This is a genomic window from Streptomyces sp. NPDC002076 (assembly GCF_053593835.1).
Genome location: NZ_JBSFDI010000001.1, coordinates 398,721 through 424,973 on the forward strand (window position 1 = coordinate 398,721; position 26,253 = coordinate 424,973).

Sequence of the window (26,253 nt, forward strand, 5' to 3'; positions counted from 1 at the left end):
CCACGCGCCCCGGAACCGGCGCTCAGCTGTGATCTCCGGAGGGGAGACGAGCGGGAGGGCTGTACAGCCGCTACGCGCGTAGATATGCTCGTCTGGTGACCATGCCCACTACCGCACCCACAGCTCACGCTCTCTCGGATGTCACCGCGTCCGACAGCACGCTGCGCCGCTTCCTGCACGGGCTGCCCGGCGTCGACGCGGTCGGCCTGGAGGCGCGCGCCGCGTCTCTCGGCACCCGTTCCATCAAGACCACCGCGAAGGCGTACGCCATCGACCTCGCCATCTCGATGGTCGACCTGACGACGCTGGAAGGCGCGGACACCCCGGGCAAGGTCCGGGCGCTCGGCGCCAAAGCGGTCCACCCCGACCCCACGGACCGTACGACCCCGACCACGGCCGCGGTCTGCGTCTACCCCGACATGGTGGCCGTCGCCAAGGAGGCCGTCGCCGGTTCCGGCGTCAAGGTCGCCTCGGTCGCCACCGCCTTCCCGGCCGGCCGTGCCGCCCTCGACGTGAAGCTGGCCGACGTCCACGAGGCCGTCGCCGCCGGCGCCGACGAGATCGACATGGTCATCGACCGGGGCGCGTTCCTCGCGGGCAAGTACCTGAAGGTGTACGACGAGATCGTCGCCGTGAAGCAGGCCTGCGGCGACAGCGCCCGGCTGAAGGTCATCTTCGAGACCGGCGAGCTGTCGACGTACGACAACATCCGCCGCGCCTCCTGGCTCGGCATGCTCGCCGGCGCCGACTTCATCAAGACCTCGACCGGCAAGGTGGCGGTGAACGCGACCCCCGCCAACACCCTCCTCATGCTGGAGGCCGTACGGGACTTCCGCGCCCAGACCGGCGTCCAGGTCGGCGTGAAGCCGGCCGGCGGCATCCGCACCAGCAAGGACGCGATCAAGTTCCTGGTCCTGGTCAACGAGACCGCGGGCGAGGACTGGCTGGACAACCACTGGTTCCGCTTCGGCGCCTCCTCGCTGCTGAACGACCTGCTGATGCAGCGCCAGAAGCTGGCCACCGGCCGCTACTCCGGCCCCGACTACGTGACGGTGGACTGATCGATCATGGTTTTCGAGTACGCACCGGCGCCCGAGTCCCGCTCGGTCGTCGACATCGCCCCCTCCTACGGCCTGTTCATCGACGGCGAGTTCACCGAGGCGGCCGACGGCAAGGTCTTCAAGACAGTCAGCCCCAGCACCGAAGAGGTGCTCTCGGAGGTCGCCCAGGCCGGCGCCGAGGACGTCGACCGGGCCGTCAAGGCCGCCCGCAAGGCCTTCGAGAAGTGGTCCGCGCTGCCGGGCTCCGAGCGCGCCAAGTACCTGTTCCGCATCGCCCGGATCATCCAGGAGCGCAGCCGTGAGCTGGCCGTCCTGGAGACGCTGGACAACGGCAAGCCGATCAAGGAGACCCGCGACGCGGACCTCCCCCTGGTCGCCGCGCACTTCTTCTACTACGCCGGCTGGGCCGACAAGCTCGACCACGCGGGCTTCGGTGCGAACCCGCAGCCGCTGGGCGTCGCCGGCCAGGTCATCCCCTGGAACTTCCCGCTGCTGATGCTGGCGTGGAAGATCGCCCCGGCGCTGGCGACCGGCAACACGGTCGTCCTGAAGCCGGCGGAGACCACTCCGCTGTCGGCGCTGTTCTTCGCGGACATCTGCCGCCAGGCCGGCCTGCCCAAGGGCGTCGTCAACATCCTCCCGGGCTACGGCGACGCGGGCGCCGCGCTGGTCGCGCACCCGGACGTGAACAAGGTCGCCTTCACCGGCTCCACGGCCGTCGGCAAGGAGATCGCCCGCACGGTCGCGGGCACGCGGAAGAAGCTCACCCTGGAACTGGGCGGCAAGGGCGCCAACATCGTCTTCGACGACGCCCCGATCGACCAGGCCGTCGAGGGCATCGTCACCGGCATCTTCTTCAACCAGGGCCAGGTCTGCTGCGCGGGCTCCCGCCTCCTCGTCCAGGAGTCGATCCAGGACGAGCTGCTGGACTCCCTCAAGCGCCGCCTGTCCACCCTGCGCCTCGGCGACCCGCTGGACAAGAACACCGACATCGGCGCGATCAACTCCGCCGAGCAGCTGGCCCGGATCACCGCGCTGGCCGAGCAGGGCGAGGCGGAGGGCGCCGAGCGCTGGTCCCCGGCCTGCGAACTGCCGGCCTCCGGCTACTGGTTCGCCCCGACGCTCTTCACCAACGTCACCCAGGCGCACACCATCGCCCGCGACGAGATCTTCGGCCCGGTGCTGTCGGTCCTCAGCTTCCGCACCCCGGACGAGGCGGTCGCCAAGGCGAACAACACGCAGTACGGCCTGTCGGCGGGCATCTGGACCGAGAAGGGCTCCCGCATCCTGGCGGTCGCGAACAAGCTCCGCGCGGGCGTCGTCTGGTCCAACACGTTCAACAAGTTCGACCCGACCTCGCCGTTCGGCGGTTACAAGGAGTCGGGCTTCGGCCGCGAGGGCGGCCGCCACGGCCTGGAGGCATACCTCGATGTCTGATCGCCTGTCTGTCTTCAAGACCTACAAGCTGTACGTCGGCGGGAAGTTCCCGCGTTCCGAGAGCGGCCGGGTGTACGAGGTGACGGACTCGAAGGGCAACTGGCTGGCCAACGCGCCGCAGTCGAGCCGCAAGGACGCCCGTGACGCGGTGGTCGCCGCACGCAAGGCGTTCGGCGGCTGGTCCGGCGCGACGGCGTACAACCGCGGCCAGATCCTCTACCGCGTCGCGGAGATGCTGGAGGGCCGCCGCGAGCAGTTCGTGCGCGAGGTGGCCGACGCGGAGGGCCTGTCCAAGTCCAAGGCGGCGGGTGTCGTCGACGCGACCATCGACCGCTGGGTCTGGTACGCGGGCTGGACCGACAAGATCGCCCAGGTGATTGGCGGTGCGAACCCCGTCGCCGGGCCGTTCTTCAACCTCTCCTCGCCGGAGCCGACCGGCGTGGTGGCCGTACTGGCCCCGCAGGAGTCGTCGTTCCTGGGCCTGGTCTCAGTGCTCGCGCCCGTGATCGCCACCGGCAACACAGCGGTCGTGGTCGCCAGCGAGAAGGCCCCGCTGCCCGCCCTCTCCCTGAGCGAGGTCCTGGCCACCTCCGACGTCCCCGGCGGTGTCGTCAACGTCCTGTCCGGCCGTACGGCGGAGATCGCGGCCCCGCTGGCCGCGCACCAGGACGTGAACGCGATCGACCTCGCCGGCGCGGATGAGGCACTGGCCAAGGAGCTGGAGATCGCCGCGGCCGACAACCTGAAGCGGGTGCTTCGTCCACAGGCTGTGGATTACTTCGAGACGCCGGGGATCGAGCGGATGACGGCGTTCCTGGAGACGAAGACGGTGTGGCATCCGACGGGGTCGTTGGGTGCGAGTGGGTCTTCCTACTGACGGGGTTCGGGCGGGGAACTGATGTCGTCCGCCGGGTGCGGGTTTGTTCGTGGCCGGTCGCTCAGTTCCCCGCGCCCCTGAAGGGGCCCTTCAGGGGCCCAGGACTCCAAGGGCCTGGCCCACTACCGGTACCGCCCCGAGTGATCGGGCCTCGGCCACAGGTGCCGTCAGCATTCGTGTTGTGGCCGGCTTGAAGTCGGCCAGTTGGGCGCCGACCCCGTTGTCCAGGGGGTCCGCGCCCGTGCCCGCCAGGGGGTTGGGCTTGAGGCCGGCCAGCGGGCCCGTGACATGGCCGACCGTGCCGGTGAGCGCCGTGAGGCCCGCATTCGGGTCGATGCGACCGAGCGAGGTCGGCCGCCACGGCACCTCCACGGCCGGGCCGGCGGGGTTCGCGTGGGCCGTCGCCGCGCCCGCGCCCAGGGCCGCTCCGGCGGTCGCGAGGGCGATCAGGGCGCGCTGCGCGACGGGGTGCTGAGGGGAGGTCTGTCGGGCCATCGCTGGTGCCGCCTTACGGTGCGCAGGGTAATAGTGTCGGCACGTAGGGTAGTTGAGGCGGGAGTCACGCTCAAAAGCCGACCCGCGGGGTCGGCAGGCGCGGCGCCATACGTCAAACTGGTGTTCCGTGAGCATTCATCCCCCGTCCTCCGCCCGCGTCGTGCTGCTCTGCGGCCCCTCGGGCTCGGGCAAGTCACTCGTCGCCGTCCGTTCCGGGCTCCCCGTCCTGCGTCTGGACGACTTCTACAAGGAGGGTGACGACCCGACTCTGCCCTTGGTGGAGGGGAGTTCGGACATCGACTGGGACCATCCGGAGTCCTGGGACTCGGATGTCGCCCTCGAGGCCATCACCCGGCTGTGTGCCACCGGTTCGACGCCGGTGCCGGTGTACGACATCTCGTCGAGCGCCCGTACCGGCGAGGAGACGCTGCACATCGGGCGTACCCCGCTGTTCATCGCGGAGGGCATCTTCGCGGCGGAGATCGTCGAGCGCTGCCGGGAGCTGGGCGTGCTCGCGGACGCCCTGTGTCTGACGCGCGGCCCGGTCGTCACCTTCCGCCGGCGGTTCCTGCGGGATCTGAAGGAGGGCCGCAAGTCGGTGCCGTTCCTGCTGCGCCGCGGCTGGCGGCTGATGCGTGCCGAGCGGTCGATCGTCGCCCGTCAGGTGTCGCTGGGGGCCCATCCCTGTGATCGCGACGAGGCGCTGGGGCGGCTCGCGGCAGCGGGGCGGCATGTCAACGCGAAGAGCACCGCAACCATTAATTGAGCAGCCACGACGGCGAACAACCGCGTCCGCGAGAGCGGCGCCGGCTCAGGCGCAAAAAGGGGCAGCGGGACTGGACAGGCCCCCCGACCCTCCAGTCCCGCTTCCGTGCCCCCCCGTTTCCCCCGTTTCCCCCGTGATCCTCCCCCGGTGGTCCCCCGTGTCCCCCTCCGTTTTCCCCCGTGTCCCCCCGCGGGTCACCCCCGAGTGACCCCTGACCTTCAGGCGACCAGTTCGCCGAAGGCGCTCTCCTCGTCACGGCCGAAGCTGAGGACCTCGTCCTCGCGCAGGCGGCGCAGCGAACGCCAGATGCTGGACTTCACCGTGCCGACACTGATGTCGAGGATCTCCGCGATCTCCGGGTCCGTGCGGCCCTCGTAGTAGCGCAGGACCAGCATGGTGCGCTGGAGCTCGGGCAGCCGGGCCAGCGCCTGCCACAGGACCGCGCGCAGTTCGGTGCCGCGCATCGCGTCCGTGTCGGAGGGCGTCTCCGGCAGTTCCTCGGTCGGGTACTCGTTGAGCTTGCGGCGCCGCCAGGCGCTGATGTGCAGGTTGGTCATGGTGCGGCGGAGGTATCCGCCGACCGCGGCCTTGTCGCTGATCCGGTCCCACGCCTTGTACGTCGAGAACAGCGCGCTCTGCAGCAGGTCCTCGGCCTCGAAGCGGTCGCCGGTCAGGTGGTAGGCGGTGGCGTACAGGGAGGCGCGGCGCTCCTGGACGTAGGCGGTGAACTCCGCCTCCGTCAGGGAACGGCGCTGCTCCCCCGAGTCCTCCCCGTACGCGGATCCCCCGTGCGTGTCCCCCGTGTGTGCGTCGACCACCGTCATGTAGGCGGTGTGCTGACGCCCGGTGCCGCGAGCGCACCCCCGCCCGCTCACGGCACCGGACTTCTCGGAACCCCGGTGCACATCGTGCAGACGCGTGACTACGGCGCTGGTGCTGATGCTGTGCAGCGTGTTCATCTCGCGCTCCCCGTGGTGGACTTCCGGTGGTTCGGTCCTGCCGGGCCGGCCGGTCCGTCCCGCCCTGCCCGTGCCCAAAAGACTGCCGGGGCCACTTCATCGCCGTGTCCGCCGACTGTCACAGACCTGTCACAGGGCCCGGATCCAGTGTCGTCACAGGAAGTGCACAGGTGGTGGCGCTGGGGAAGGCCTGGTGTCGGCGGGTCGTACGACAGCCCGTCCATGGGCCAGAATGAGCCCGTGCCTTCCCTGTTGCTGATCGAGGACGACGACGCCATCCGTACGGCCCTGGAGCTCTCCCTGACGCGCCAGGGACACCGGGTGGCGACCGCTGCCAGCGGTGAGGACGGTCTGAAGCTGCTGCGCGAGCAGCGGCCGGACCTGATCGTGCTGGACGTGATGCTGCCCGGCATCGACGGCTTCGAGGTGTGCCGTCGCATCCGGCGCACCGACCAGCTGCCGATCATCCTGCTGACCGCGCGCAGTGACGACATCGACGTGGTGGTCGGACTGGAGTCCGGCGCCGACGACTATGTGGTCAAGCCGGTGCAGGGCCGGGTGCTGGACGCCCGGATCCGCGCGGTGCTGCGCCGCGGAGAGCGCGAGTCCAGCGACTCGGCGACCTTCGGCAGCCTCGTCATCGACCGGTCGGCGATGACCGTGACGAAGAACGGCGAGGATCTGCAGCTGACCCCGACCGAGCTCAGGCTGCTGCTGGAGCTGAGCCGGCGGCCCGGTCAGGCGCTGTCCCGGCAGCAGCTGCTGCGGCTGGTGTGGGAGCACGACTATCTCGGTGACTCGCGGCTCGTGGACGCCTGTGTGCAGCGGCTGCGCGCGAAGGTCGAGGACGTGCCGTCGTCCCCGACGCTGATCCGTACCGTGCGTGGTGTCGGCTACCGCCTGGACGCGCCTCAGTGACCGACACGCAAGGGGGGCTGCGCGGCTGGTCCGCGCGGCGCACGGGAAGTCTGTCGCGGCTCAGGTTCACCAGCCTCAGGCTGCGCCTGGTCGTCGTCTTCGCGCTGGTGGCGCTCACGGCCGCGGTCTCGGCGTCCGGCATCGCCTACTGGCTGAACCGGGAGGCGGTGCTCACCCGCGCCCAGGACGCGGTGCTGCGCGACTTCCGGCAGGAGATGCAGAACCGCGCGGGCGCGCTGCCGGCTCATCCCACGCAGGACGAACTGCAGCGCGCGGCGGGCCAGATGGCCGCGAGCAGCCAGCACTTCAGCGTGCTGCTGGTCGCCCAGGACGCCGCCGGCAAGACGGTGTACGGCAACTCGGGCGGCATCAACGGCTTCTCGCTGGAGGACGTGCCCAGGTCGCTGCGCGCGGCGGTCAACAAGCAGCAGAAGGTGACCGCCGACAACAAGGAGCCGTACCACCTGTACTGGCAGCGGGTCGTGGACCACGGCACGCCGTATCTGGTGGCCGGTTCGCGGGTGATCGGCGGCGGGCCCACGGGCTACATGGCCAAGTCGCTGGAGCCGGAGGCGAAGGACCTCAACTCGCTGGCCTGGTCGCTGGGCATCGCCACCGGGCTCGCGCTGATCGGCGCCGCGCTGCTCGCGCAGGCCGCCGCCACGACCGTGCTCAAGCCGGTGCACCGGCTGGGGGTCGCCGCCCGGCGGCTCGGCGAGGGCAGGCTGGACACGCGGCTGCGGGTGTCGGGGACCGACGAACTCGCCGATCTGTCCCGGACGTTCAACAACGCCGCCGAGGCGCTGGAGCAACGGGTCGCGGAGATGGCCGCGCGGGACGAGGCCTCGCGGCGCTTCGTCGCCGACATGAGCCATGAGCTGCGGACGCCGCTGACCGCCATCACCGCCGTGACGGAGGTGCTGGAGGAGGAGCTGGAGTCGGAGGCCGGCGGCATCGACCCGATGATCGAGCCCGCGGTCCGGCTGGTGGTGAGCGAGACCCGGCGCCTGAACGACCTGGTCGAGAACCTGATGGAGGTCACCCGCTTCGACGCGGGCACCGCCCGGCTGGTCCTGGACGACGTCGACATCGCCGACCAGATCACCGCCTGCATCGACGCCCGGGCCTGGCTGGACGCGGTCGAGCTGGACGCCGAGCGCGGCATCCACGCCCGCCTGGACCCGCGCCGGCTGGACGTCATCCTCGCCAACCTGATCGGCAACGCGCTCAAGCACGGCGGGTCTCCGGTGCGGGTGTCGGTGCGCATAGACGGCGACGACCTGGTCATCGCGGTGCGTGACCACGGGCCGGGCATCCCCGAGGACGTGCTCCCGCACGTCTTCGACCGGTTCTTCAAGGCGAGCGCCTCCCGGCCGCGCTCCGAGGGCAGCGGGCTGGGCCTGTCCATCGCCATGGAGAACGCCCACATCCACGGTGGTGCGATCAGCGCCGCCAACTCGCCCGAGGGCGGCGCGGTGTTCACCCTGCGGCTGCCGCGGGACGCCTCCCGGCTCACGGAGGAGACCGACGAGGGCGACAAGACCGACAAGGACGCTTCCGGGAACCCCGGAAGCCCCGGAAGTTCAGGAAAGGAGGGGTGATGTCCGTACGACGCCTGACCGTGCGACGCCTGCTGGCGCTGCCCCTCCTCGGCCTGCTGCTCTCCGGCTGCGGCATCCGGGCCACCCAGGTGCCGACCGACTTCGGGGCGGCGCCTTCCCGGGTGCCGTGCTCGCTGGCCGGCCCGGACCTGGCCAAGCAGTCCTCGCAGGGCGTGCCCGTGCAGGTCTTCCTGCTCTGCGGGGCGTCCCTGGTGACCGTCGACCGGACGGTGCGCGTCCCCGAGGGCACCCCGGACGCGCGGCGCCGCGTGATCGTGGCGCAGGGGCTTCTGGACCAGCTCGCCGCGTCCCCGTCCGCCGCGGAGCGCTCCGCCGGCTATACGACGTACGTGCCTGGCGGCCTCACGGTGCGCGGGCCCGGCCACGGGGACCCGGAGGACGCACTCCGCCTGAGCACGGCACCGTCCCGGCTCACCTCCTACGCCCTCGCCCAGATCGTGTGCACCCTCTCCGACTCGGCGGCGACGGAGGACGACGGCTCGGTCATCCTCGGCGGCCCGGACACCGGGCCACTGCGCCGCTACGACTGCACGGACGACGTCCGCGACCGGCCGGGCAGCGCGGAGCCGCCGTCGAGCGTGGTCGCGGGGAGATAGCGCCCGGCAGCGAACCGGAACCCCCGCGGCGAAACCCCTTTCCACAGCACAGGGCGACCGGAACGTCGCGGCGCGGAACCGATCGGCACCGGCGTGGCGTCTAGGGGGGCGTGCAGCGTCAAGGCTCCATAGGCGGCGGCAGCGCCGCGATCCATGTCCGGGTGACGGGAGGTGTCCTCCTCGTCGCCCACCTCGCCCTCGTCGCCTGGCTGATGCTGCGACCCCTGGACGTCCCCTGGGTCACGCCTCCCAACCTGCACCCCTTCGCCGGCATCCGGGCCGACCTGGCCCTGGGCTGGCCGCAGGCCGCCAGACGCATCGGCGAGGGCCTGGCCCTGCTCGCCCCGCTGGGTGTGCTGCTGCCGATGGCACACGGCAGGCTCACCGGCTCCCCGCTCTCCTCCCTGGTCCGTACGACCGCCGCGGGTGCCCTCGTCTCCACCGGCATAGCCCTGCTGCAGACCGGCGTGCCCGGCAGGGTCGTGGACGTCGACTCGCTGTTGCTGAACACGGCGGGCGTCGCCCTGGCCCATCTGGCCGTCGTACCGGCGGGCCGTGCCTGGCTGCGACGCCGGGACGCACGGCCGGACGCCGGGGCGGAGCCGCCCGTCACCGTGCAGGAGGAGCTGCCTCAGGGTCGCACCCCGACGATTCCCAGGGTCGGGATCGCCCCGTAGAGCGACGCTTCGCCCGCTTCGTCTCCCTACTGTGGAAGACGGTCGAGGGACGCCACCGGGGCGTCCCCGGCCCCGGCTCGACGAGCGAGCCGACGACCACGGAGGAGTCGCCATGTCCGCCCTTGCCCGCCCCACCCACGGCCGCGTGATCGGCGGAGTCTGCGCCGCACTGGCACGGCGCTTCGGCATCTCCGCGACGACGATGCGGGTGATCTTCCTGCTCTCCTGCCTGCTGCCGGGACCGCAGTTCCTGCTCTACATAGCCCTGTGGATCCTGCTGCCGGCCGAGGACAAGACACGCACCGCCTGGTGAGAGCGGACGCGTGAACGCCGCTGGGGCGCCCTCGGACGGTTCCGGGGCGCCCCAGCGGCGTCGTACGGCCGTCGGCATCGGCGTCAGCCGAGCGGGATCCCGTTCACCGGCACACCGTGCGTGGGCAGGCCGGTGTTGTGCAGCGGCAGCCCGCCGAGCAGCCCGGCGACCGGCGCGGTCGGGCCCTTGGCGAGCACGTTCTGGACGGCCGGCTGCGCGGCGGCCGTCCCTGCACCCACGGCACCCTGCCCCTGGGTGAGCACCTGGGCGGCGCCCGGCAGCGCCTTGGAGACGTTCTCGGCCGGCAGCGTCCTGGTGACGGAGTCCAGCGCCTGCGTGGCCTGGGCGGCGTCGGGGACGGCCGGGGCCGCGTTGGCCGCTCCGGCGCCGACGGCGGCGAAGGCGGCACCGAGGGCGGCGACACCGAGGGTCTTGGCAGCAGACTGCTTCATGGTGAATGCGTCCTTGAATGCGGAGACGGAGATCACGAACGATCTGAGCGGTCCACGACCGTAAACATGCCGGGCCGCCCGCCGCAAACACCGAAATGCGGACGGCCTGTGAAGGCGCGTCCGCATTCCGTGGAGGGGTCCGGGGGCGACTAGCCCTCCGAATCGGCAGATCCGCTGGTGGAGGCCGTCTGCCGGAACAGCCATTCGGATTTCAGCTCCGCATATCCGGGCTTGACGACGTCATTGATCATGGCGAGTCGTTCATCGAAAGGAATGAACGCTGATTTCATCGCATTGACGGAGAACCATTGCAGATCATCGAGCGTGTAACCGAAGGCATCGACCAGATGCTCGAATTCCTGGCTCATGCTGGTGTGCGACATCAGCCGGTTGTCGGTGTTCACGGTGGCCCGGAAGTGCAGCCGGCGCAGCAGTCCGATCGGGTGCTCGGCGTAGGAGGGCGCCGCCCCGGTCTGCAGGTTGGAGCTGGGGCACAGTTCCAGCGGGATCCGCTTGTCACGGACGTACGACGCCAGCCGGCCGAGCGTCACGGAGCCGTCCTCGCGGACCTCGATGTCGTCGATGATCCGCACCCCGTGCCCGAGCCGGTCGGCGCCGCACCACTGCAGCGCCTGCCAGATGGACGGCAGCCCGAAGGCCTCGCCGGCGTGGATGGTGAAGTGGTTGTTCTCGCGCTTGAGGTACTCGAAGGCGTCCAGGTGCCGGGTGGGCGGATAGCCGGCCTCGGCGCCCGCGATGTCGAATCCGACGACTCCGGAGTCCCGGTAGCGGTTGGCGAGCTCGGCGATCTCCAGGGAGCGGGCGGCGTGCCGCATGGCGGTCAGCAGGGCGCCGACCCGAACGCGACGGCCGTTCTCCCGGGCGAGCCGCTCGCCCTGCCGGAACCCCTCGTTGACGGCCTCGACCACCTCCTCCAGGGTCAGCCCGCGCTCCAGGTGCTGCTCGGGGGCGTACCGCACCTCGGCATAGACGACCCCGTCCTCCGCGAGGTCCTCGGCGCACTCGCGGGCCACCCGGACGAGTGCCTCCCGCGTCTGCATCACGCCGACGGTGTGCCTGAAGGTCTCCAGATACCGTTCCAGCGAGCCGGAGTCGGCGGCCTCGCGGAACCAGAGGCCCAGCTTGTCCGGATCGGTCTCGGGCAGCTCCGAGTAGCCGGTCTCCTGGGCGAGTTCGACGACGGTTCCGGGGCGGAGCCCGCCGTCGAGGTGGTCGTGCAGCAGAACCTTGGGCGCCCGGCGGATCTGGTCCGGCGTCGGAAGCGTCCCGGTCGGTGCGGTCTGGCTCGTCATTTCCGCACTGTAACGCCTACGCGCGTAGAAGACCGGGAATCGGCGACATCGCTTTTCCGCCGATACGCAAAGGTGACCGCACGTAAGGGTTTCGTACACCGCTCCTTCTGACACTGTTCTGCCATGGGACAGCAAGCGACGCCGGCCCGAACGGCCAGGCTGGGAAAGGCAGTCGGCCCGGAGCCGACGACGGTGTGCGGAGCGGTGGTGCTGCTCCCCGGCGGGGAGGAGGTCTCCGACCGCGGGCCATCCCTCGTTCGGGCGGCGACCGCGCTGCGCTCGCTGGGCCGGCGGTTCGCTCGCGCGGGGCGGGAGGAGGGACTGGCCGTCCATCCCGTCCACTACCGGTACCGGGGCTGGAACGGCAGCGAGGCACATCTGGCGGCGGACGCGGAGTGGGCGGCCGACGAGGTCGTACGACGGTACGGGGACGTTCCCGTGTGCCTGGTCGGGATGGACATGGGCGGCCGGGCGGCGCTGCGGGCCGGTGGGCATGAGGCCGTCAACTCCGTTGTCGCCCTGGCTCCTTGGCTGCCGGAGGACGATGTGGCCGCGCCTGCCGAGCCGGTGAAGCAGCTCGTCGGGCGGCGGGTGCTGATCGTGCACGGCACGAACGACGAGCGGACCGATCCCGAGCTGTCGTTCCGGTTCGCGGCGCGGGCGAAGAAGGTGAACCGGGAGGTGTGCCGGTTCGAGGTGCATTCCGACGGGCACGGGCTGCATGGGCATCGGGACGAAGTGGCCTGGCTGGCCGTCGATTTCATGATGGGGGCGCTGTTCGGGCACTCCGTGTCCCGCCCTGTCGAGGACGCGCTGGCCGCTCCGCCGCCGATCGGGCTCCGGATGCCGTTGGCCGCGGGGTTCGGTAGGTCGTTGAAGCGGTAGAGCCCCTGTGGGCCGGCGCCGCTCAGGCTGGCAGCAAGCTGCCCCGTCTCGAGAGCAGGAACTTCTTGAACGCCGCCACCGGCGGGGTGTCCGGGCGGTCCGCCAGCCATGCCACGCCGATCTCCCGTACCGCCCTCGGGGCCGTCACCGTCAGCTCCACGACCCCTGGCCTGGGGACGGTCGGCGGTGGCAGGAGGGCGACCCCCAGGCCCGCCGCCACCAGACCCCTCAGGGTCTCCGCCTCCTCGCCCTCGAAGGCGACCCTCGGGCGGAAGCCGGCCTCCCGGCACAGGGAGTCGAAGATGCGGCGCAGGCCGTAGCCGGGTTCCAGGGTGACCCAGGATTCGTCGGCAGCCTCGGCGAGGCGGATGCGGCGGCGGGAGGCCAGGCGGTGGTCGGCGGGGACGACCAGGCGGAGTTTCTGCTCGTCCAGGCGGCGGGCGATCAGATCGGGGGCGTCGGGGACCGGTGAGGTGAGGCAGAGGTCCAGCTCGCCGGCGCGCAGGCCCTCCAGCATGGCCTCGCCGTAGTTCTGGACCAGGCTGAAGCGGACGCCCGGGTGGTCCTCGCGGAAGGCGTGCAGAAGGCCGGGGACGGTCTCGGCGCCCATGGTGTGCAGGAAGCCGAAGGCGACCTTGCCGGTGGCCGGGTCGGCGTCGGCGCGTACCTCCTCGGCTGCCCGCTCGATCTCGGCGAGGGCGCGTTCGACGGAGGTGAGGAAGGTGCGGCCGGCCGGGGTCAGGGAGACCGTGCGGCCGTGCCGGGCGAACAGGTCGACGCCCAGGTCCTGCTCCAGGCGGGCCATCGCGCGGGAGAGGGTGGACTGGGGGACGTTCATCTCGTGGGCGGCGCGGGTGACGTGCTCGGTGCGGGCCACGCCGGCGAAGTAGGCGAGGCGGGGCGCCAGCACCCGCGACATCGCGGACATGTCTTCTGTGTCACTGTTCGGTGACAGGCGAGGCTGTGAGCTCTGCTGATGCTGCATGGGAACGATTATGGCGATTCCATGCATTGGACGGATGAGACGGCCCGTACCTACGGTCGAGGCATGTCTCCCGCCAGTACCGGGGCGTCCACCGTCGTGGGCGCCGCACCGAACGTCCCCGACACCTCCGCCTCCGCCTCCGACTCCCGTATGACCCCGGGCGGGCCCGGCTACCGCCGGATGAGCCTCGCCCTCTTCCTCGCCGGAGTCGCGACCTTCGCCCTCCTGTACTCCACGCAGGCCCTGCTGCCGCTGATCTCCGGCGAGTTCGGGGTCGCGGCGAGCGAGGCGAGCTGGACCGTGGCGGCCGCGACCGGCGGACTGGCCCTGTTCGTCCTGCCCATGAGCGCCCTCTCCGAGCGCTACGGCCGCCGTACGGTGATGACGGCCTCGCTGGCCGTCGCGGTGACCGTGGGACTGCTGGTGCCGTTCGCGCCGTCGCTCGGGGTGCTGGTGGTGCTGCGGGCGGTGCAGGGCGCGGCGCTGGCCGGTCTGCCGGCCTCGGCGCAGGCCTATCTGGCCGAGGAGGTCCGGCCGAAGGCGCTGGTCACGGCGATCGGCCTGTTCGTCGCGGGCAACAGCGTGGGCGGCATGAGCGGCCGGGTGATCACCGGCTGGGTGGCCCAGGAGTGGGGCTGGCGGACGGCCGTCGGCGTGATCGGCGTGATCGCCGTCGGATGCGCGATCGCCTTCCGGCTGCTGCTGCCGGCGCCGAAGCACTTCACGGCCGGTTCGCTGCGGCCCGGGGTCCTGCTCGGCACGGTCCGCGACCACCTCGCGAACCCGCTGCTGCGGCGGCTGTACGCGATCGGCGCGCTGTTCATGACGGTGTTCGGCGGTGTGTACACGGTGATCGGCTACCGGCTGACGGGTGCGCCGTTCGGGCTGCCGCAGGGCATCATCGGCTCGATCTTCCTGGTCTACCTGGTGGGCACGGTGTCGGCGTCCACGGCGGGCCGGCTGGTGGGCCGGCTCGGCCGCCGGGGTGCGCTGTACCTGGCGGGCGGTACGACGGCGGCGGGCCTGCTGCTCTCTCTGGCCCCCTCCCTGCCGCTGGTCCTGCTGGGCCTGGTGCTGATCACGGCGGGCTTCTTCGCGGGCCACGCGGTCGCCTCCTCGGCGGTCAGCAAGACGGCCACGCGGGGCCGCGCCCAGGCCTCGGCCCTGTACCAGTCCATGTACTACATCGGCTCCAGCGTCGGCAGCACGGTCGGTGCGACGGCCTTCCACGCCGGCGGCTGGGGCGGCACGGTCGGCGTCGGTCTGCTCGCGGTCGCCGGCGTCGTCACCATCACGGTGCTCGGCACGCGCGCGGCCCGGGTGGCGGCCCGGCGGGAGCCGGTCGTGGCGTGAGGCGCTGAGCACGGCGTTCCCCCTGCTCGGGGCCGGTTGTCAGTGGGCGCGGATAGCGTCTGCCGGACAACTGGTCCGTCGATGCAGGGGGTTTGCCGTATGGAGTTCCGGATCACGCGCGGGGAGCTGGCGGAGGCCGTGGGGAGAGCGGCACGCGCGCTGCCCGCCCGGACGCCGGTGCCCGTGCTCGGCGGACTGGTGCTGGCCGCTCAGGCGGGGCGGCTGGCGGTGTCCGGGTTCGACTTCGAGACCGCGATCCGGGCGGAGGCGGCGGCCGAGGTGACGGCGGCCGGCCGGGTGCTGGTGCCGGGGCGCAGACTGCTGGACGTGTGCCGGGTGGTGCCCGAGGGCCCGGTGAGCTGTGCGCTGGAGGGGACGCGGTTCACCGTGGAGGCGGACGGCACCCGGTTCGGGCTGTCGACGTTGCCGTACGAGGAGTATCCCGCGCTGCCCGAGACGCCCCCGGAGTACGGCGCGGTGGACGCGGAGGCGTTCGCGACGGCCGTCGGGCAGGTGGCGGTGGCGGCGGGCCGCGACGACACGCTGCCGGTGCTCACCGGGATCCAGCTCCGTCTGGACGGCGACGAGATGACCCTGTCGGCGTCCGACCGGTACCGCTATGCGGTACGGCGGCTGGAGTGGAAGCCGGGGGCGGGGGCGGCCGGGGATCCGGTGGAGGTGCTGGTGCCCGCGCGGCGGCTGCTGGAGGCGGCGCGGGCGCTGGCGCGGTGCGGGACCGTGCGGATCGGACTGGATCCGCGGGCGAGGACCGGCGGGGGCGTGATCGGGTTCGAGGGCGGGTTCGAGGGCGGGGGCGCGCGGACGGTGCTGCGGCGGCTGGAGGGGCGGCTGCCGGGGTACGGGTCGCTGTTCGAGCTGACGGGGGCCGCGGTCGCCGAGGTGGCGGCCGGGGCGCTGGCGGAGGCGGTGCGCCGGGTGGCGGTGGTGGCGGAGGCGAACAGCCCGGTGCGGCTGGACTTCACCGCGGCCGAGAGCTCGCTGCTGGTGCGGGCGGGCTACGGCGACGACGTGGCCGCACAGCGGCTGCCGGCCGTCCTGCGCGGCGCGGCGGAGGTCACCGTGGCGTTCAACCCGGCGTATCTGCTCGACGCGCTGACCTCCTTCGAGGGCACCGGGCTGCGGATGGAGCTGCTCGGGGCCGGGCAGCGGGCGCTGCTTTGCGGCACCGGGGTGGCAGAGGGGCACCGGCATCTGCTCATGTCCGTGAAGCAACTGGTCTGAGCTGCGCTTTTCCGGACTCGGGGGGCCATTGTCAGTGGGCTGCGGTAGCTTCCGAAGTGCTGGGGCGCGATGGCGCGCCACAGGGACGGCCACAGGGGTGGGTGGACGATGGGCGACAGCACGGCGACGGCGGACCTCGACGTCGCACTGGAGAAGCACCGGACCGAACTGACCGGGTACTGCTACCGGATGCTCGGCTCCTCCTTCGAGGCGGAGGACGCGGTGCAGGACACCCTGGTGCGGGCGTGGCGGAGCTACGACAAGTTCGAGGGCCGCTCCAGCCTGCGCTCGTGGCTGTACCGGATCGCGACGAACGTGTGCCTGGACATGCTGACGGCGGGCAACAAGCGGGCGAGACCGATGGACCTGACGGAATCGACACCGCTCGCGCAGGTCGCGCTCTCCCCCCGCCCCGACCACACCTGGCTGGAGCCGATGCCGGACGCGCGCGTGCTGCCCACGGTCGACGATCCGGCGGAGGCCGCCGTCGCGAAGGAGTCGATCCGGCTGGCCTTCATGGCGGCCCTCCAGCAACTGCCGCCCAAGCAGCGGGCGGTGCTGATCCTGCGCGAGGTGCTGGCCTGGAAGGCGAGCGAGGTCGCCGAGCTGCTGGACACCTCGGTCGCCTCGGTCAACAGCGCGCTGCAGCGGGCGCGGGCCACGCTCGCGGAGCGCGCGGACGCGAGCCCCGAGGGCGCGGTGTCCGATCCTCTCGACGAGGAGCAGCAGAAACTCCTGGAGCGCTATGTCAAAGCCTTCGAGGGCTACGACATGACGGCGCTGACGGCGCTGCTGCAGGAGGACGCCATCATGACGATGCCGCCGTTCGACCTGTGGCTGCGCGGCCCCGCCGACATCACCGGTTTCATGTCGACGCTCGGCGCCTCCTGTGCCGGCTCCCGCCTGCTGCCGGTGCAGGTCAACGGACTGCCGGGGTTCGCGCACTACAAGCCGGACGAGGAACAGGGCGGTTTCGCTCCCTGGGCCGTGCAGGTGCTGGAGCTGTCAGGGGGCCGGATCACCGGTCTCCACTGCTTCCTCGACACCAAGCGCTGGTTCCCGCTCTTCGGCCTCCCCCTCCATCTGGAAGCGGAGCCCGACGAGGTCGAGAAGGGCGTGTAGCGCGGGATCGGGGTCCCGCAGCCGGATCCGCCCGCCGGCCCGGCGGGCGGCCAGCTCCAGCCGGGCCAGCAGGTCCACTGCGGCCAGGCCCGGGGGCCCGAGCCCGCCCACGTCGCACACGACGAAGCGGGCCCCACTGCCCGCCAGCAGCATCTGCACCCGGGCACACAGCGCCGCCACCTCGTCCCGGGTGACGGGGCCGGGCAGCACGAGCACGGCGGGTTCCTTGGCGTCCACGTGCGGTAGACCGGCGGACCGGGCGGAACTCATCGGCATCGATCACCGCCGACACAGATCACATTGACCGGTTCCCCGTTCTCCTCGGAGGGTTGACCGTGTGACGGGGGTGCTGAGCGGGTTCGCGGTGATCGCGGTCGTCATCGGGGTGGGCTATGTGCTCGGGCGGCGCGGGACGCTCGGGACGCAGGGCGGCGAGGTGCTGACCCGGCTGGCCTTCACGGTGGCGGGCCCCGCGCTCCTGTTCACGACCCTCGCGCGCGCCGACCTGTCGGTGCTGTTCTCGGCTCGCCTGCTGGTGACGGCGCTGAGCACGGCGGCGGTCGTCGGGGCCTTCGTGGCGGTGGGTACCGTACGCCGCTGGGGCGTGGGACGTACGACCATCGGTGCCCTGTGCTCCGGTTACGTCAACTCGGGCAACCTCGGTATTCCGATCGCGGCGTACGTCCTGGGCGACGCGTCGCTGGTGGCGCCGGTGCTGCTGTTCCAGGTGGTCCTGGTGGCCCCGGTCACGCTGACGATCCTGGACCTGTCCGGCATGGGCGAGAAGGGCACGCTGTGGCGGCGCCTGCTGACACCGCTGCGCAATCCCATAGCGGTGGGGTCGCTGTCGGGGGTCGTGGTGTCGGCGGCGGGCTGGACCATCCCCGGCCCGCTCCTGAATCCCCTGACCCTGATCGGCAACATGTCCGTCCCGGCGGCCCTGCTGGCCTTCGGCATGTCGCTGCACGGCAGTTCGGCCCCCGGCCGGGGCCGGGACCGCCAACTGGTCCTGCTGTCCGTGGCGTTGAAGTCCGTGGGCCAGCCACTGGTGGCATGGGCCCTGGCGGCGGCGGTCTGCCACCTCCGCGGCGCCCCCCTGCTGGACGTGGTGGTGACCTCGGCCCTCCCAGGCGCGCAGAACATCTTCACCTACGCGAGCCGCTACCGCGTGGCCGAAGGCCTGGCCCGCGAGTCGATCCTGCTCTCGACCGTGGTGTCGGTGCCGGTGCTGGTGGGGGTGGCGGCGGTGTTGGGGTGACGCCAGGTCAGCTCAGAGGGAAGACGCTCGTGTCGATGTCCAGCTCGAAGGGCGCGGGCAGAGTGAGCCTCTCGCCGTACTCGACTGAATGCAGGACGCGGTAGGTGCCGTTCTCCGGTGCTCCGTAGAGCGTCGCTGTCGGGCGACCGCTATGCCAGGGGTCGAGCAGGAGGTAGAGAGGTACACCGGCCCGCGCGTACCCGTGCACCTTCTTGATCCGGTCGTGGTTGGCGTTGCGCTTCGACGTGATCTCCACGACCAGCTCCGCCTCATCCGCAGGAACACGGTTCCCGGCGCCCAGAACCGCCTCGACGGGGAGCACCGCCAAGTCGGGCACGAAGAGGTCCGAGCAGCCCGGGAACTCGAGACCCAGCGTCTGGTAGATCTCCCAGGCCTCCGGGATCTTGGTGTACAGACGACGCGTGGTGTTGTGGTCCTTGGACGACGGAGGCGGCACGGTGACGACCCCTTCGATGATCTCCACCTTGCTGCCCTCGGGAGCGTCCGTCTCCTCCCAGACACGGACGATCTCGTCCCAGTCCGTTTCCCTCGGGGACCCGGACTCGGCGGCGAGTGCGCTCATGGCGATCTCCCATCGGTGTGTCACCGATCCCAGCATGCCGAACGGGACCGGCGGCGGTCCACCGGTCCCGTTCACCCGTACGAGGAAACCGCAGGTCAGGCGATACGTTCCAGCACCACCGGCGACGGCGTGAAGTCCGTGCCCGGTGCGGCGATGTCGTACGAGCCCTGCACCGCCTGCAGCGCGTACTCGAAGCGCTCGGGGGTGTCCGTGTGGAGGGTCAGGAGGGGCTGGCCCTCCGTCACCGTGTCGCCCGGCTTGGCGTGCATCTCGACGCCCGCCGCCGCCTGCACCGGGTCCTCCTTGCGGGCGCGGCCGGCGCCGAGGCGCCAGGCCGCGACTCCGATGCCGTAGGCGTCCAGGCGGGTCAGGACACCCGAGGACGGCGCCTTGATCACGTGCTGTTCCTTCGACGTGGGCAGCACCGCGTCCGGGTCGCCGCCCTGCGCCGCGATCATGCGGCGCCAGACGTCCATCGCCGAGCCGTCGGCCAGGGCCTTCGCCGGGTCGGCGTCCTTCACCCCGGCCGCCTCCAGCATCTCGCGCGCCAGGGCCAGCGTCAGTTCCACCACGTCCGCCGGGCCGCCGCCCGCCAGGACCTCCACCGACTCGCGGACCTCCAGCGCGTTGCCGGCCGTCAGGCCCAGCGGGGTCGACATGTCGGTCAGCAGGGCCACCGTCTTCACGCCGTGGTCGGTGCCCAGGCCGACCATGGTGGTCGCCAGTTCGCGGGCGTCGTCCAGCGTCTTCATGAAGGCGCCGCTGCCCACCTTCACGTCCAGCACCAGCGAGCCCGTGCCCTCGGCGATCTTCTTCGACATGATCGAGGAGGCGATGAGCGGGATCGCCTCCACCGTGCCCGTCACGTCCCGCAGCGCGTACAGCTTCTTGTCCGCAGGGGCCAGGCCGTCGCCCGCCGCGCAGATCACCGCGCCGGTCCCCTCCAGCACGGACAGCATCTCCTCGTTCGAGAGCAGCGCGCGCCAGCCCGGGATCGACTCCAGCTTGTCCAGAGTGCCGCCCGTGTGGCCGAGGCCCCGGCCGGAGAGCTGCGGGACCGCGGCACCGCAGGCCGCGACGAGGGGGGCCAGCGGGAGCGTGATCTTGTCGCCGACGCCACCCGTCGAGTGCTTGTCGGCTGTCGGGCGGGACAGGGTGGAGAAGTCCATGCGCTCGCCGGAGGCGATCATGGCCGCCGTCCAGCGGGCGATCTCGCGCCGGTTCATGCCGTTGAGCAGGATCGCCATGGCGAGCGAGGACATCTGCTCGTCGGCGACCTCGCCGCGGGTGTACGCGTCGATGACCCAGTCGATCTGCTCGTCGGTCAGCTCGCCGCGGTCCCGCTTGGTGCGGATCACGGAGATGGCGTCCATGGCCATGGCTGGTGGCTTCCTTCCGGAGGTGCGAAGTGTGCGGCCCCCCTGCGAGCGGGGCAGGGGGGCCGTACGGGACTTACTTGGTGAGATGGTCCGGGCCGAAGGCCTGGGGCAGCATCTCGGAGAGCGTGAGGACGCCCGCGGGGGTGTCCAGGAGGAGGTCCGGGCCGCCGAACTCGTACAGCAGCTGACGGCAGCGGCCGCACGGCACGAGCAGGCCGCCCTTGCCGTCCACGCAGGTGAAGTGCGTGAGGCGGCCGCCGCCCGTGCGTTGCAGGTCGGACACCAGGCCGCACTCGGCGCACAGGCCGATGCCGTAGGAGGCGTTCTCCACGTTGCAGCCGGTGACCGTGCGGCCGTCGTCGACCCTGGCCGCCACGCCGACCGGGAAGCCGGAGTAGGGGGCGTACGCGTGGGACATCGCCTCGCGCGCCACCTCCCGCAGCGCCTCCCAGTCGAACCCGGCGGCCTTCCGCGTCACTTGCCCTGACCCTTCCGGTAGCGCATGCCGTCCGCCTTCGGCATCCGCAGGCGCTGCGCCGACAGCGACAGCACCAGCAGGGTGACGACGTACGGCGTGGCACCCACGAAGTCGCTCGGGACCTCGTCGGTGACGAGGTACCACAGCAGCACCAGCGCCGCCACGATCAGGCTGATCGCGCCCTGCCACAGCGACGTGCGGTACAGCTTCCAGCCTGCCAGGGCGACGAGCAGGATGACCAGCAGGAGCAGCAGCGCGTGGACGGTCGGGCCGCCGTTGCGCAGCTGGAGCGCGTCGGAGTAGCCGAACAGGCCCGCGCCCATCGCGAGGCCGCCCGGACGCCAGTTGCCGAAGATCATCGCCGCGAGGCCGATGTAGCCGCGGCCACCGGTCTGGCCCTCCAGGTAGGTGTGCGAGGTGACCAGCGCGAGGAAGGCACCGCCGAGGCCGGCGAGGCCGCCGGAGACGGCCACGGCCGCGTACTTGTACTTGTAGACGTTGACGCCGAGGGACTCGGCGGCGGTCGGGTTCTCACCGCAGGAGCGCAGCCGCAGACCGAACGGGGTGCGCCACAGCAGCCACCAGCTGCCGACGAACAGCACCGCGGCCAGGATCGTGATCACGGACAGGTTGGTGACCAGACCGCCGATGATGCCGGCGAGGTCGGAGATCAGGAACCAGTGGTGGGTCTCGATCGAGTGCAGGCCGCTGGACAGGCCGGGCACGGTGACCTGCGGCAGCGAGTCCACCGGCGGGGACTGCTTGGGGTTGCCGCCCGCGTTGGCCGCGCTGCCGCCCGCGAAGAACAGCTTGGCGAGGTACTGGGTGGCGCCCAGCGCGAGCAGGTTGACCGCGACACCGGAGACGATGTGGTCGACGCCGAAGGTGACGGTGGCGACGGCGTGCAGCAGGCCGCCGAGGACGCCGAAGCCGATCCCGCACAGCAGGCCGAGCCAGGGGCTGGACTGCCAGCCGACCCAGCCGGCGCCGAAGGTGCCGAGGATCATCATGCCTTCGAGGCCGATGTTGACCACACCGGAGCGCTCGGACCACAGACCGGCGAGGCCGGCGAGGCCGATCGGCACGGCGAGGCCGAGTGCGGCGCTGACCTGGCCGGCGGAGTCGAGCTGCTGAGAGCCGGTGATCATGCGGACCGCGGCCAGGAGCAGCAGCGCACCCGCGACGAGCAGGAGGATCTGGCCGAAGGAGCGGCCCGAGCGCTGCGGCGCGCCCGCCGCCTTGGGCGCCGCGGGCGGCGGCGTGTCGGTCATCGTGGCAGTCATCACGCCACCTCCTGCTTCTTCGTCGGGGCGGCGGCCTGGGCGGCGAGTTCGGCGCCGACCTTCTGCTGCTGGCGCTTGAGGCCGTAGCGGCGCACGACCTCGTAGGCGATCACGACGCACAGGACGATGACGCCCTGGATGACGCCGAGGATCTCCTTGTCGTAGCCCTGGAACTCCAGGTGGTTGGTGGTGCGCTCCAAAAAGCCCCAGAGCAGGGCGCCGAGCGCGATGCCGATCGGGTGGTTGCGGCCGAGCAGCGCGATGGCGATGCCGGTGAAGCCGATGCCGACCGGGAAGTCGTTGCTGAACGCGTAGGAGTCGTTGAGCAGGGTCGGCATGCCGATCAGACCGGCCACCGCACCCGAGATGATCATGCTGGTGGCGATCATCTTCTTCACGGACACACCGCTCGCGGAGGCGGCGCTCTCGGACTGGCCGACGGTGCGCAGGTCGAAGCCGAACCGGGTGCGGCCGAGGACGAACCAGTACGCGACACCGACGGCGGCGGCGATGAAGATGAAGCCCCACAGCTGCCCGGCCGGGCCGGTGTTGATGCTGAAGAAGTACGAGGACGACGGCAGCGGCTTGGTCGAGACCACGGTGCCGCCCTGTTCCAGCCGGGCCAGCTTCCCGGGCTGCAGCAGGTAGGCGATGATCGCGGTGGCGATCGAGTTCAGCATGATGGTCGAGATGACCTCGCTGACGCCGCGCGTCACCTTGAGGATGCCCGCGATGGCCGCCCACAGGGCGCCGGTCGCCATGGCGCAGATGAGGATCAGCGGGATGGCGATCCAGCCGGGCACGGTCAGCGCCCCGCCGAGGACGGCGGCGAAGAACGCGGCGAGCCGGTACTGGCCGTCGACGCCGATGTTGAACAGGTTCATCCGGAAGCCGATGGCGACGGAGACGCCCGCGAGGTAGTACGTCGTCGCCTTGTTCAGGATGTAGACCTGGCTGTCGCTGGCGAAGCCGTAGGTCATCATGTCGCTGAACGCGGAGCCGGGGTTCTTGCCGGTCGCGAGGATCACCAGGGCGGTGACGACGAGCGCGGCGACGACCGCCAGCACCGGCGCGGCGAGGCCGAGGAGCAGCCGCTCCTTGTCGATCCGTGAGGTCAGCTTGTTCATCGCTCGTCGTCCTCTGTGTGCTCCAGGTGGCCGGTGGCCGCACCCGTCATGGCGGAGCCCAGCTCTTCGGGGGTGATGGTGGCGGGGTCGGCGTCGGCGACCAGGCGGCCGCGGTACATCACCCGCAGGGTGTCGGAGAGCCCGATCAGCTCGTCCAGGTCCGCGGAGATCAGCAGGACGGCCAGTCCCTCGCGGCGGGCCTCGCGGATGTAGTCCCAGATGGCGGCCTGGGCGCCGACGTCCACACCGCGGGTGGGGTGGGCGGCGATGAGCAGCTTGGGGTCGTGGCTCATCTCGCGGCCGACGATCAGCTTCTGCTGGTTGCCGCCGGACAGCGAGCCCGCGGTCACGTCGATACCGGGGGTGCGGACGTCGTAGGCCTGGACGATCCGCTCGGTGTCGGCGCGGGCGGCCTTGATGTCGATCAGCCGGCCGCGCGCGTTGGGCTTCTCGGTGACGTGGCCGAGGATGCGGTTCTCCCACAGCGGCGCTTCCAGCAGCAGGCCGTGGCGGTGGCGGTCCTCGGGGATGTAACCGATGCCGGCCTCGCGGCGGTCGCGGGTGGGGGTGCGGGAGATGTCGGTGCCGTCGAGGGTGATCACGCCGGCGTCCGGGTGGCGCATGCCCATGATCGCCTCGACCAGCTCGGACTGGCCGTTGCCCTCCACACCGGCGATGCCGAGGACCTCGCCCTTGTGGATGGTGAAGGAGATCTGGTCCAGAATGATCCGCTCGATGCCCTCGAGGTCGGTCTGCGCGAGGTGCAGCCCCTCCACCTTCAGCATCGGGACGTCCGTGACGGTGGACTCCGCGGTCTCCGGGGTGGGCAGCTCGGCGCCGACCATCAGCTCGGCGAGCTGCTTGGGGGTGGTGCCCTGCGGCGAGACCGTGCCGACGGTGGTGCCGCGCCGGATGACGGTGATCTCGTCGGCGACCGACAGCACCTCGCCCAGCTTGTGGGAGATGAAGATGACGGTGAGGCCCTCGGACTTCAGCTCGCGCAGGTTGTCGAAGAGCGCGTCGACCTCCTGCGGCACGAGCACGGCCGTCGGCTCGTCGAGGATGAGGGTCTTGGCGCCGCGGTAGAGGACCTTGAGGATCTCCACGCGCTGGCGGTCGGCGACGCCCAGCTCCTCCACCAGTACGTCCGGGCGGACGTTCAGGCCGTACGCGTCCGAGATCTCCTTGATCCTGGTGCGGGCCTTGTTGCCGATGCCGTACAGCTTCTCCGCGCCGAGGACGACGTTCTCCAGCACGGTGAGGTTGTCGGCGAGCATGAAGTGCTGGTGCACCATGCCGATGCCGCGGGCGATGGCGTCGCCGGGGTTGTGGAAGGTGACCTGTTCGCCGCCCACCGTGATGGTGCCCTCGTCCGGCTGCTGCATGCCGTAGAGGATCTTCATCAGGGTGGACTTGCCGGCGCCGTTCTCACCGCACAGGGCGTGGACGGTGCCCGTGTGGACCGTGATGTCGATGTCGCGGTTGGCGACGACGCCGGGGAAACGCTTGGTGATGCCGCGCAGTTCGACGGCAGCGGGAGGGCTGGACGCGTTGATGGCGCACTCTCCTCGGGGAAAGGGGCTGCGTAGGGGAGGGCTTGGGCGTCGGCGACGCTAGCGCGGCAACTCCACGCTACACGCGTAGAGTTGACACATTGTTATGGCTCGGCGGGGGGCTCCGGAGGGCGCCCCCGCGCCGAGCCTCAAGTCCCGCGGTACGGCCGGACCGCCGCATCGGCGGTCCGGCCGTACCGGACGGGTCACGGGGTGGTCTTGACCTTGATCTGGCCGGAGACGATCTTCTGCTTCGCGGCGTCCAGCTTGGGCTGGATGTCGTTGATGAAGCCACCGCTGGTGGCCAGCGAGACACCGTTCTTGGCGAGGGAGTAGGCGTTGAGGCCGGCCAGCGGCTTGCCGTCGTGGACGGACTTGATGAAGTCGTACACGCCGACGTCGACGTTCTTGACCATGGAGGTCAGGATCGAGTTCTTGTACTTGGCCAGACCCGGGATGTTGTACTGGTCCGAGTCCACGCCGATGGCCCAGGCACCCTTGGTGCCGCTGACGGCCTCGATCGCGCCGTTGCCGGAGGAGCCGGCGGCCGAGTAGATCACGTCGGCGCCGTTGTCGAGCATGCCCTGCGCGGCCTCCTTGCCCTTGTCGGGGCTGGCGAAGCCGGAGAAGTCCGAGCCGTGGCTCAGGTACTGGGTGTCGACCTTGATCTTCGGGTTGGTGTCCTTGACGCCCTGGACGTAGCCCGCCTCGAACTTCTTGATCAGCGGGACGTCGACACCGCCGATGAAGCCGACGTGGTCCTTCTTGGTCTTCAGTGCCGCGGCGACACCGGCCAGGTAGGAGCCCTGCTCCTCGGTGAACGTGATGCTGTCGACGTTGCTCGCGTTCACGACCGAGTCGACGATGCCGAAGTTGGTCTTCGGGAACTGCTTGGCGATCTTGGTCACGGCCGGCGCGTAGGAGAAACCGACGGCGACGATCGGGTTGTACCCCGCCTGCGCCAGGTCCGTCAGGCGCTGCTCGCGGTCGGCCTCCGTGTCGGAGGTCTTGGCGGTCAGCTCCTTGATGGAACCGCCGAACTCCTTCGCGGCCTTGTCGGCACCGCGCGCGGCGGAGTCGTTGAAGGAACGGTCACCACGGCCGCCGACGTCGTAGGCGAGGCCGATCTTGATGCCGCCCTTGGCGCCGCCCGAGGACGAGGGGCTGGCGTTGTTGTCGGAGGACGTGCTGCCACACGCGGTGGCAGTCACGGCGAGAGCTGCGGTGGCGATTGCCGCAGCGGAAAGCTTGGCTACCCGGCGCACGGGAGGCTCCTTCACCTGACCTGAGCGCCGTGTCGGCGCTTGATGTGAGCACCATGCCAGTGCTCGAGCCGAAACGCCCCGGCGGCGTCGGCTTCGCGGCATCGTAACGCGCGTAGATGTCGCAAAAAACCCTCTCGCGAAGCCGTTATCGATTCGAGGCAAACAGCGTCTGAACTCGCTCTCCCGGTCCTCTCATGGCGCTGTTGCGGAGCGTGTACGAATGGCTTACGAGTGTGTTGCGCCGACGAGGGGAA

27 protein-coding genes are annotated in these 26,253 nt (G+C 71.0%); 14 read left to right on the forward strand and 13 right to left on the reverse strand.

The window, feature by feature from the left end; translation table 11 throughout:
* Nucleotides 1-101 precede the first annotated feature (101 nt).
* The 3 genes from deoC to ACWCQS_RS01880 are packed head-to-tail and all read left to right on the forward strand — an operon-like array spanning nucleotide 102 to nucleotide 3,375.
* Nucleotides 102-1,061 carry a deoxyribose-phosphate aldolase gene (deoC, locus tag ACWCQS_RS01870; RefSeq protein ID WP_451003010.1) on the forward strand — a complete coding sequence of 320 codons (960 nt, stop codon included), beginning with the start codon at nucleotides 102-104 and terminating at the stop codon, nucleotides 1,059-1,061.
* 6 nt (nucleotides 1,062-1,067) lie between these two features.
* Nucleotides 1,068-2,498, forward strand: a complete 1,431-nt coding sequence (locus ACWCQS_RS01875; protein ID WP_451002648.1) for an aldehyde dehydrogenase family protein — start codon at nucleotides 1,068-1,070, stop codon at nucleotides 2,496-2,498.
* Entirely contained in the window at nucleotides 2,491-3,375 is an 885-nt protein-coding gene (locus ACWCQS_RS01880) for an aldehyde dehydrogenase family protein (RefSeq protein ID WP_451002649.1), read from the forward strand. The genes ACWCQS_RS01875 and ACWCQS_RS01880 overlap by 8 nt, the downstream gene beginning before the upstream one ends.
* Before the next feature lie 90 nt (nucleotides 3,376-3,465).
* Here ACWCQS_RS01880 and ACWCQS_RS01885 read toward each other — a convergent pair whose 3' ends face one another.
* Entirely contained in the window at nucleotides 3,466-3,870 is a 405-nt protein-coding gene (locus tag ACWCQS_RS01885; RefSeq protein WP_451002650.1) for a hypothetical protein, read from the reverse strand.
* Between the two features lie 127 nt (nucleotides 3,871-3,997).
* Here ACWCQS_RS01885 and ACWCQS_RS01890 point away from each other — a divergent pair, with 127 nt between their 5' ends.
* Nucleotides 3,998-4,636 carry a uridine kinase family protein gene (locus tag ACWCQS_RS01890; protein ID WP_451002651.1) on the forward strand — a complete coding sequence of 213 codons (639 nt, stop codon included), beginning with the start codon at nucleotides 3,998-4,000 and terminating at the stop codon, nucleotides 4,634-4,636.
* A 218-nt stretch (nucleotides 4,637-4,854) separates the two neighbouring features.
* Here ACWCQS_RS01890 and ACWCQS_RS01895 read toward each other — a convergent pair whose 3' ends face one another.
* Nucleotides 4,855-5,595, reverse strand: a complete 741-nt coding sequence (locus ACWCQS_RS01895; protein ID WP_451002652.1) for a SigE family RNA polymerase sigma factor — start codon at nucleotides 5,593-5,595, stop codon at nucleotides 4,855-4,857.
* A gap of 240 nt (nucleotides 5,596-5,835) precedes the next feature.
* Between ACWCQS_RS01895 and afsQ1 the strand changes: the two genes are divergently transcribed.
* The 5 genes from afsQ1 to ACWCQS_RS01920 all read left to right on the forward strand — a co-directional run bounded on the left by afsQ1 (nucleotide 5,836) and on the right by ACWCQS_RS01920 (nucleotide 9,721).
* Entirely contained in the window at nucleotides 5,836-6,513 is a 678-nt protein-coding gene (gene afsQ1 / locus ACWCQS_RS01900) for a two-component system response regulator AfsQ1 (protein WP_031024517.1), read from the forward strand.
* Nucleotides 6,510-8,114, forward strand: a complete 1,605-nt coding sequence (locus ACWCQS_RS01905; RefSeq protein WP_451002653.1) for an ATP-binding protein — start codon at nucleotides 6,510-6,512, stop codon at nucleotides 8,112-8,114. Before afsQ1 ends, ACWCQS_RS01905 begins: the two co-directional genes overlap by 4 nt.
* Nucleotides 8,114-8,731: a hypothetical protein gene (locus ACWCQS_RS01910; RefSeq protein WP_451002654.1), complete on the forward strand. Its 618-nt coding sequence runs from the start codon at nucleotides 8,114-8,116 to the stop codon at nucleotides 8,729-8,731. The genes ACWCQS_RS01905 and ACWCQS_RS01910 overlap by 1 nt, the downstream gene beginning before the upstream one ends.
* Nucleotides 8,732-8,841: 110 nt before the next feature.
* Nucleotides 8,842-9,408, forward strand: a complete 567-nt coding sequence (locus ACWCQS_RS01915; RefSeq protein WP_450981618.1) for a VanZ family protein — start codon at nucleotides 8,842-8,844, stop codon at nucleotides 9,406-9,408.
* A 112-nt stretch (nucleotides 9,409-9,520) separates the two neighbouring features.
* On the forward strand, nucleotides 9,521-9,721 hold the full coding sequence (locus tag ACWCQS_RS01920) for a PspC domain-containing protein (RefSeq protein WP_388620020.1): 201 nt from the start codon (nucleotides 9,521-9,523) through the stop codon (nucleotides 9,719-9,721).
* Nucleotides 9,722-9,804: 83 nt separating this feature from the next.
* Here ACWCQS_RS01920 and ACWCQS_RS01925 read toward each other — a convergent pair whose 3' ends face one another.
* Nucleotides 9,805-10,173 carry an ATP-binding protein gene (locus ACWCQS_RS01925; RefSeq protein ID WP_451002655.1) on the reverse strand — a complete coding sequence of 123 codons (369 nt, stop codon included), beginning with the start codon at nucleotides 10,171-10,173 and terminating at the stop codon, nucleotides 9,805-9,807.
* Between the two features lie 149 nt (nucleotides 10,174-10,322).
* Nucleotides 10,323-11,486 carry an adenosine deaminase gene (locus tag ACWCQS_RS01930; RefSeq protein WP_451002656.1) on the reverse strand — a complete coding sequence of 388 codons (1,164 nt, stop codon included), beginning with the start codon at nucleotides 11,484-11,486 and terminating at the stop codon, nucleotides 10,323-10,325.
* Nucleotides 11,487-11,609: 123 nt separating this feature from the next.
* On the opposite strand from ACWCQS_RS01930, the gene ACWCQS_RS01935 reads away from it, so the two are divergent.
* Nucleotides 11,610-12,371 carry a prolyl oligopeptidase family serine peptidase gene (locus ACWCQS_RS01935; protein ID WP_451002657.1) on the forward strand — a complete coding sequence of 254 codons (762 nt, stop codon included), beginning with the start codon at nucleotides 11,610-11,612 and terminating at the stop codon, nucleotides 12,369-12,371.
* A 22-nt stretch (nucleotides 12,372-12,393) separates the two neighbouring features.
* Here ACWCQS_RS01935 and ACWCQS_RS01940 read toward each other — a convergent pair whose 3' ends face one another.
* Nucleotides 12,394-13,356 carry a LysR family transcriptional regulator gene (locus ACWCQS_RS01940; protein WP_451002658.1) on the reverse strand — a complete coding sequence of 321 codons (963 nt, stop codon included), beginning with the start codon at nucleotides 13,354-13,356 and terminating at the stop codon, nucleotides 12,394-12,396.
* A gap of 63 nt (nucleotides 13,357-13,419) precedes the next feature.
* Between ACWCQS_RS01940 and ACWCQS_RS01945 the strand changes: the two genes are divergently transcribed.
* The 3 genes from ACWCQS_RS01945 to ACWCQS_RS01955 all read left to right on the forward strand — a co-directional run bounded on the left by ACWCQS_RS01945 (nucleotide 13,420) and on the right by ACWCQS_RS01955 (nucleotide 17,073).
* Nucleotides 13,420-14,709, forward strand: coding sequence for an MFS transporter (locus ACWCQS_RS01945; protein ID WP_451002659.1), 1,290 nt, complete (start codon nucleotides 13,420-13,422; stop codon nucleotides 14,707-14,709).
* 99 nt (nucleotides 14,710-14,808) lie between these two features.
* A complete protein-coding gene (gene dnaN, locus ACWCQS_RS01950) occupies nucleotides 14,809-15,951 on the forward strand; it encodes a DNA polymerase III subunit beta (RefSeq protein WP_451002660.1) in 1,143 nt (380 codons plus the stop codon).
* A 108-nt stretch (nucleotides 15,952-16,059) separates the two neighbouring features.
* Nucleotides 16,060-17,073, forward strand: coding sequence for a sigma-70 family RNA polymerase sigma factor (locus ACWCQS_RS01955; protein WP_451002661.1), 1,014 nt, complete (start codon nucleotides 16,060-16,062; stop codon nucleotides 17,071-17,073).
* Here the strand turns inward: ACWCQS_RS01955 and ACWCQS_RS01960 are convergent.
* On the reverse strand, nucleotides 16,957-17,343 hold the full coding sequence (locus ACWCQS_RS01960; RefSeq protein ID WP_451002662.1) for an STAS domain-containing protein: 387 nt from the start codon (nucleotides 17,341-17,343) through the stop codon (nucleotides 16,957-16,959). The genes ACWCQS_RS01955 and ACWCQS_RS01960 overlap by 117 nt on opposite strands.
* 67 nt (nucleotides 17,344-17,410) lie before the next feature.
* Here ACWCQS_RS01960 and ACWCQS_RS01965 point away from each other — a divergent pair, with 67 nt between their 5' ends.
* A complete protein-coding gene (locus ACWCQS_RS01965; RefSeq protein ID WP_451002663.1) occupies nucleotides 17,411-18,331 on the forward strand; it encodes an AEC family transporter in 921 nt (306 codons plus the stop codon).
* 7 nt (nucleotides 18,332-18,338) lie between these two features.
* Here the strand turns inward: ACWCQS_RS01965 and ACWCQS_RS01970 are convergent, their stop codons facing one another.
* From ACWCQS_RS01970 to ACWCQS_RS02000, 7 genes are all read right to left on the reverse strand, one after another.
* Nucleotides 18,339-18,914, reverse strand: coding sequence for a Uma2 family endonuclease (locus ACWCQS_RS01970; protein ID WP_451002664.1), 576 nt, complete (start codon nucleotides 18,912-18,914; stop codon nucleotides 18,339-18,341).
* Between the two features lie 95 nt (nucleotides 18,915-19,009).
* Nucleotides 19,010-20,293 (reverse strand): thymidine phosphorylase, encoded by a 1,284-nt coding sequence (locus ACWCQS_RS01975; RefSeq protein WP_451002665.1) that lies wholly within the window; start codon nucleotides 20,291-20,293, stop codon nucleotides 19,010-19,012.
* A 73-nt stretch (nucleotides 20,294-20,366) separates the two neighbouring features.
* Nucleotides 20,367-20,771, reverse strand: coding sequence for a cytidine deaminase (locus ACWCQS_RS01980; RefSeq protein ID WP_451002666.1), 405 nt, complete (start codon nucleotides 20,769-20,771; stop codon nucleotides 20,367-20,369).
* Nucleotides 20,768-22,054, reverse strand: a complete 1,287-nt coding sequence (locus ACWCQS_RS01985) for an ABC transporter permease (protein ID WP_451002667.1) — start codon at nucleotides 22,052-22,054, stop codon at nucleotides 20,768-20,770. Before ACWCQS_RS01985 ends, ACWCQS_RS01980 begins: the two co-directional genes overlap by 4 nt.
* On the reverse strand, nucleotides 22,054-23,181 hold the full coding sequence (locus ACWCQS_RS01990) for an ABC transporter permease (protein ID WP_451002668.1): 1,128 nt from the start codon (nucleotides 23,179-23,181) through the stop codon (nucleotides 22,054-22,056). Before ACWCQS_RS01990 ends, ACWCQS_RS01985 begins: the two co-directional genes overlap by 1 nt.
* Complete coding sequence (locus tag ACWCQS_RS01995; protein WP_451003011.1) at nucleotides 23,178-24,704, reverse strand: ABC transporter ATP-binding protein; 1,527 nt, start codon at nucleotides 24,702-24,704, stop codon at nucleotides 23,178-23,180. The genes ACWCQS_RS01990 and ACWCQS_RS01995 overlap by 4 nt, the downstream gene beginning before the upstream one ends.
* A 236-nt stretch (nucleotides 24,705-24,940) precedes the next feature.
* Nucleotides 24,941-25,999: a BMP family lipoprotein gene (locus ACWCQS_RS02000; RefSeq protein WP_451002669.1), complete on the reverse strand. Its 1,059-nt coding sequence runs from the start codon at nucleotides 25,997-25,999 to the stop codon at nucleotides 24,941-24,943.
* Nucleotides 26,000-26,253 lie beyond the last annotated feature (254 nt).

Bases quoted from the DNA above. Each gene is read 5' to 3' on its own strand.
- ACWCQS_RS01990 (WP_451002668.1), bottom strand. From the start codon at position 23,181: ATGAACAAGCTGACCTCACGGATCGACAAGGAGCGGCTGCTCCTCGGC.
- ACWCQS_RS01895 (WP_451002652.1), bottom strand. From the start codon at position 5,595: ATGAACACGCTGCACAGCATCAGCACCAGCGCCGTAGTCACGCGTCTG.
- ACWCQS_RS01925 (WP_451002655.1), bottom strand. From the start codon at position 10,173: ATGAAGCAGTCTGCTGCCAAGACCCTCGGTGTCGCCGCCCTCGGTGCC.
- ACWCQS_RS01985 (WP_451002667.1), bottom strand. From the start codon at position 22,054: ATGACTGCCACGATGACCGACACGCCGCCGCCCGCGGCGCCCAAGGCG.
- ACWCQS_RS01880 (WP_451002649.1), top strand. From the start codon at position 2,491: ATGTCTGATCGCCTGTCTGTCTTCAAGACCTACAAGCTGTACGTCGGC.
- ACWCQS_RS01885 (WP_451002650.1), bottom strand. From the start codon at position 3,870: ATGGCCCGACAGACCTCCCCTCAGCACCCCGTCGCGCAGCGCGCCCTG.
- ACWCQS_RS01955 (WP_451002661.1), top strand. From the start codon at position 16,060: ATGGGCGACAGCACGGCGACGGCGGACCTCGACGTCGCACTGGAGAAG.
- dnaN (WP_451002660.1), top strand. From the start codon at position 14,809: ATGGAGTTCCGGATCACGCGCGGGGAGCTGGCGGAGGCCGTGGGGAGA.
- ACWCQS_RS01940 (WP_451002658.1), bottom strand. From the start codon at position 13,356: ATGCAGCATCAGCAGAGCTCACAGCCTCGCCTGTCACCGAACAGTGAC.
- ACWCQS_RS01970 (WP_451002664.1), bottom strand. From the start codon at position 18,914: ATGAGCGCACTCGCCGCCGAGTCCGGGTCCCCGAGGGAAACGGACTGG.
- ACWCQS_RS01910 (WP_451002654.1), top strand. From the start codon at position 8,114: ATGTCCGTACGACGCCTGACCGTGCGACGCCTGCTGGCGCTGCCCCTC.
- ACWCQS_RS01875 (WP_451002648.1), top strand. From the start codon at position 1,068: ATGGTTTTCGAGTACGCACCGGCGCCCGAGTCCCGCTCGGTCGTCGAC.
- ACWCQS_RS01945 (WP_451002659.1), top strand. From the start codon at position 13,420: ATGTCTCCCGCCAGTACCGGGGCGTCCACCGTCGTGGGCGCCGCACCG.
- ACWCQS_RS01935 (WP_451002657.1), top strand. From the start codon at position 11,610: ATGGGACAGCAAGCGACGCCGGCCCGAACGGCCAGGCTGGGAAAGGCA.
- ACWCQS_RS01920 (WP_388620020.1), top strand. From the start codon at position 9,521: ATGTCCGCCCTTGCCCGCCCCACCCACGGCCGCGTGATCGGCGGAGTC.
- ACWCQS_RS01975 (WP_451002665.1), bottom strand. From the start codon at position 20,293: ATGGCCATGGACGCCATCTCCGTGATCCGCACCAAGCGGGACCGCGGC.
- ACWCQS_RS01930 (WP_451002656.1), bottom strand. From the start codon at position 11,486: ATGACGAGCCAGACCGCACCGACCGGGACGCTTCCGACGCCGGACCAG.
- ACWCQS_RS01960 (WP_451002662.1), bottom strand. From the start codon at position 17,343: ATGAGTTCCGCCCGGTCCGCCGGTCTACCGCACGTGGACGCCAAGGAA.
- deoC (WP_451003010.1), top strand. From the start codon at position 102: ATGCCCACTACCGCACCCACAGCTCACGCTCTCTCGGATGTCACCGCG.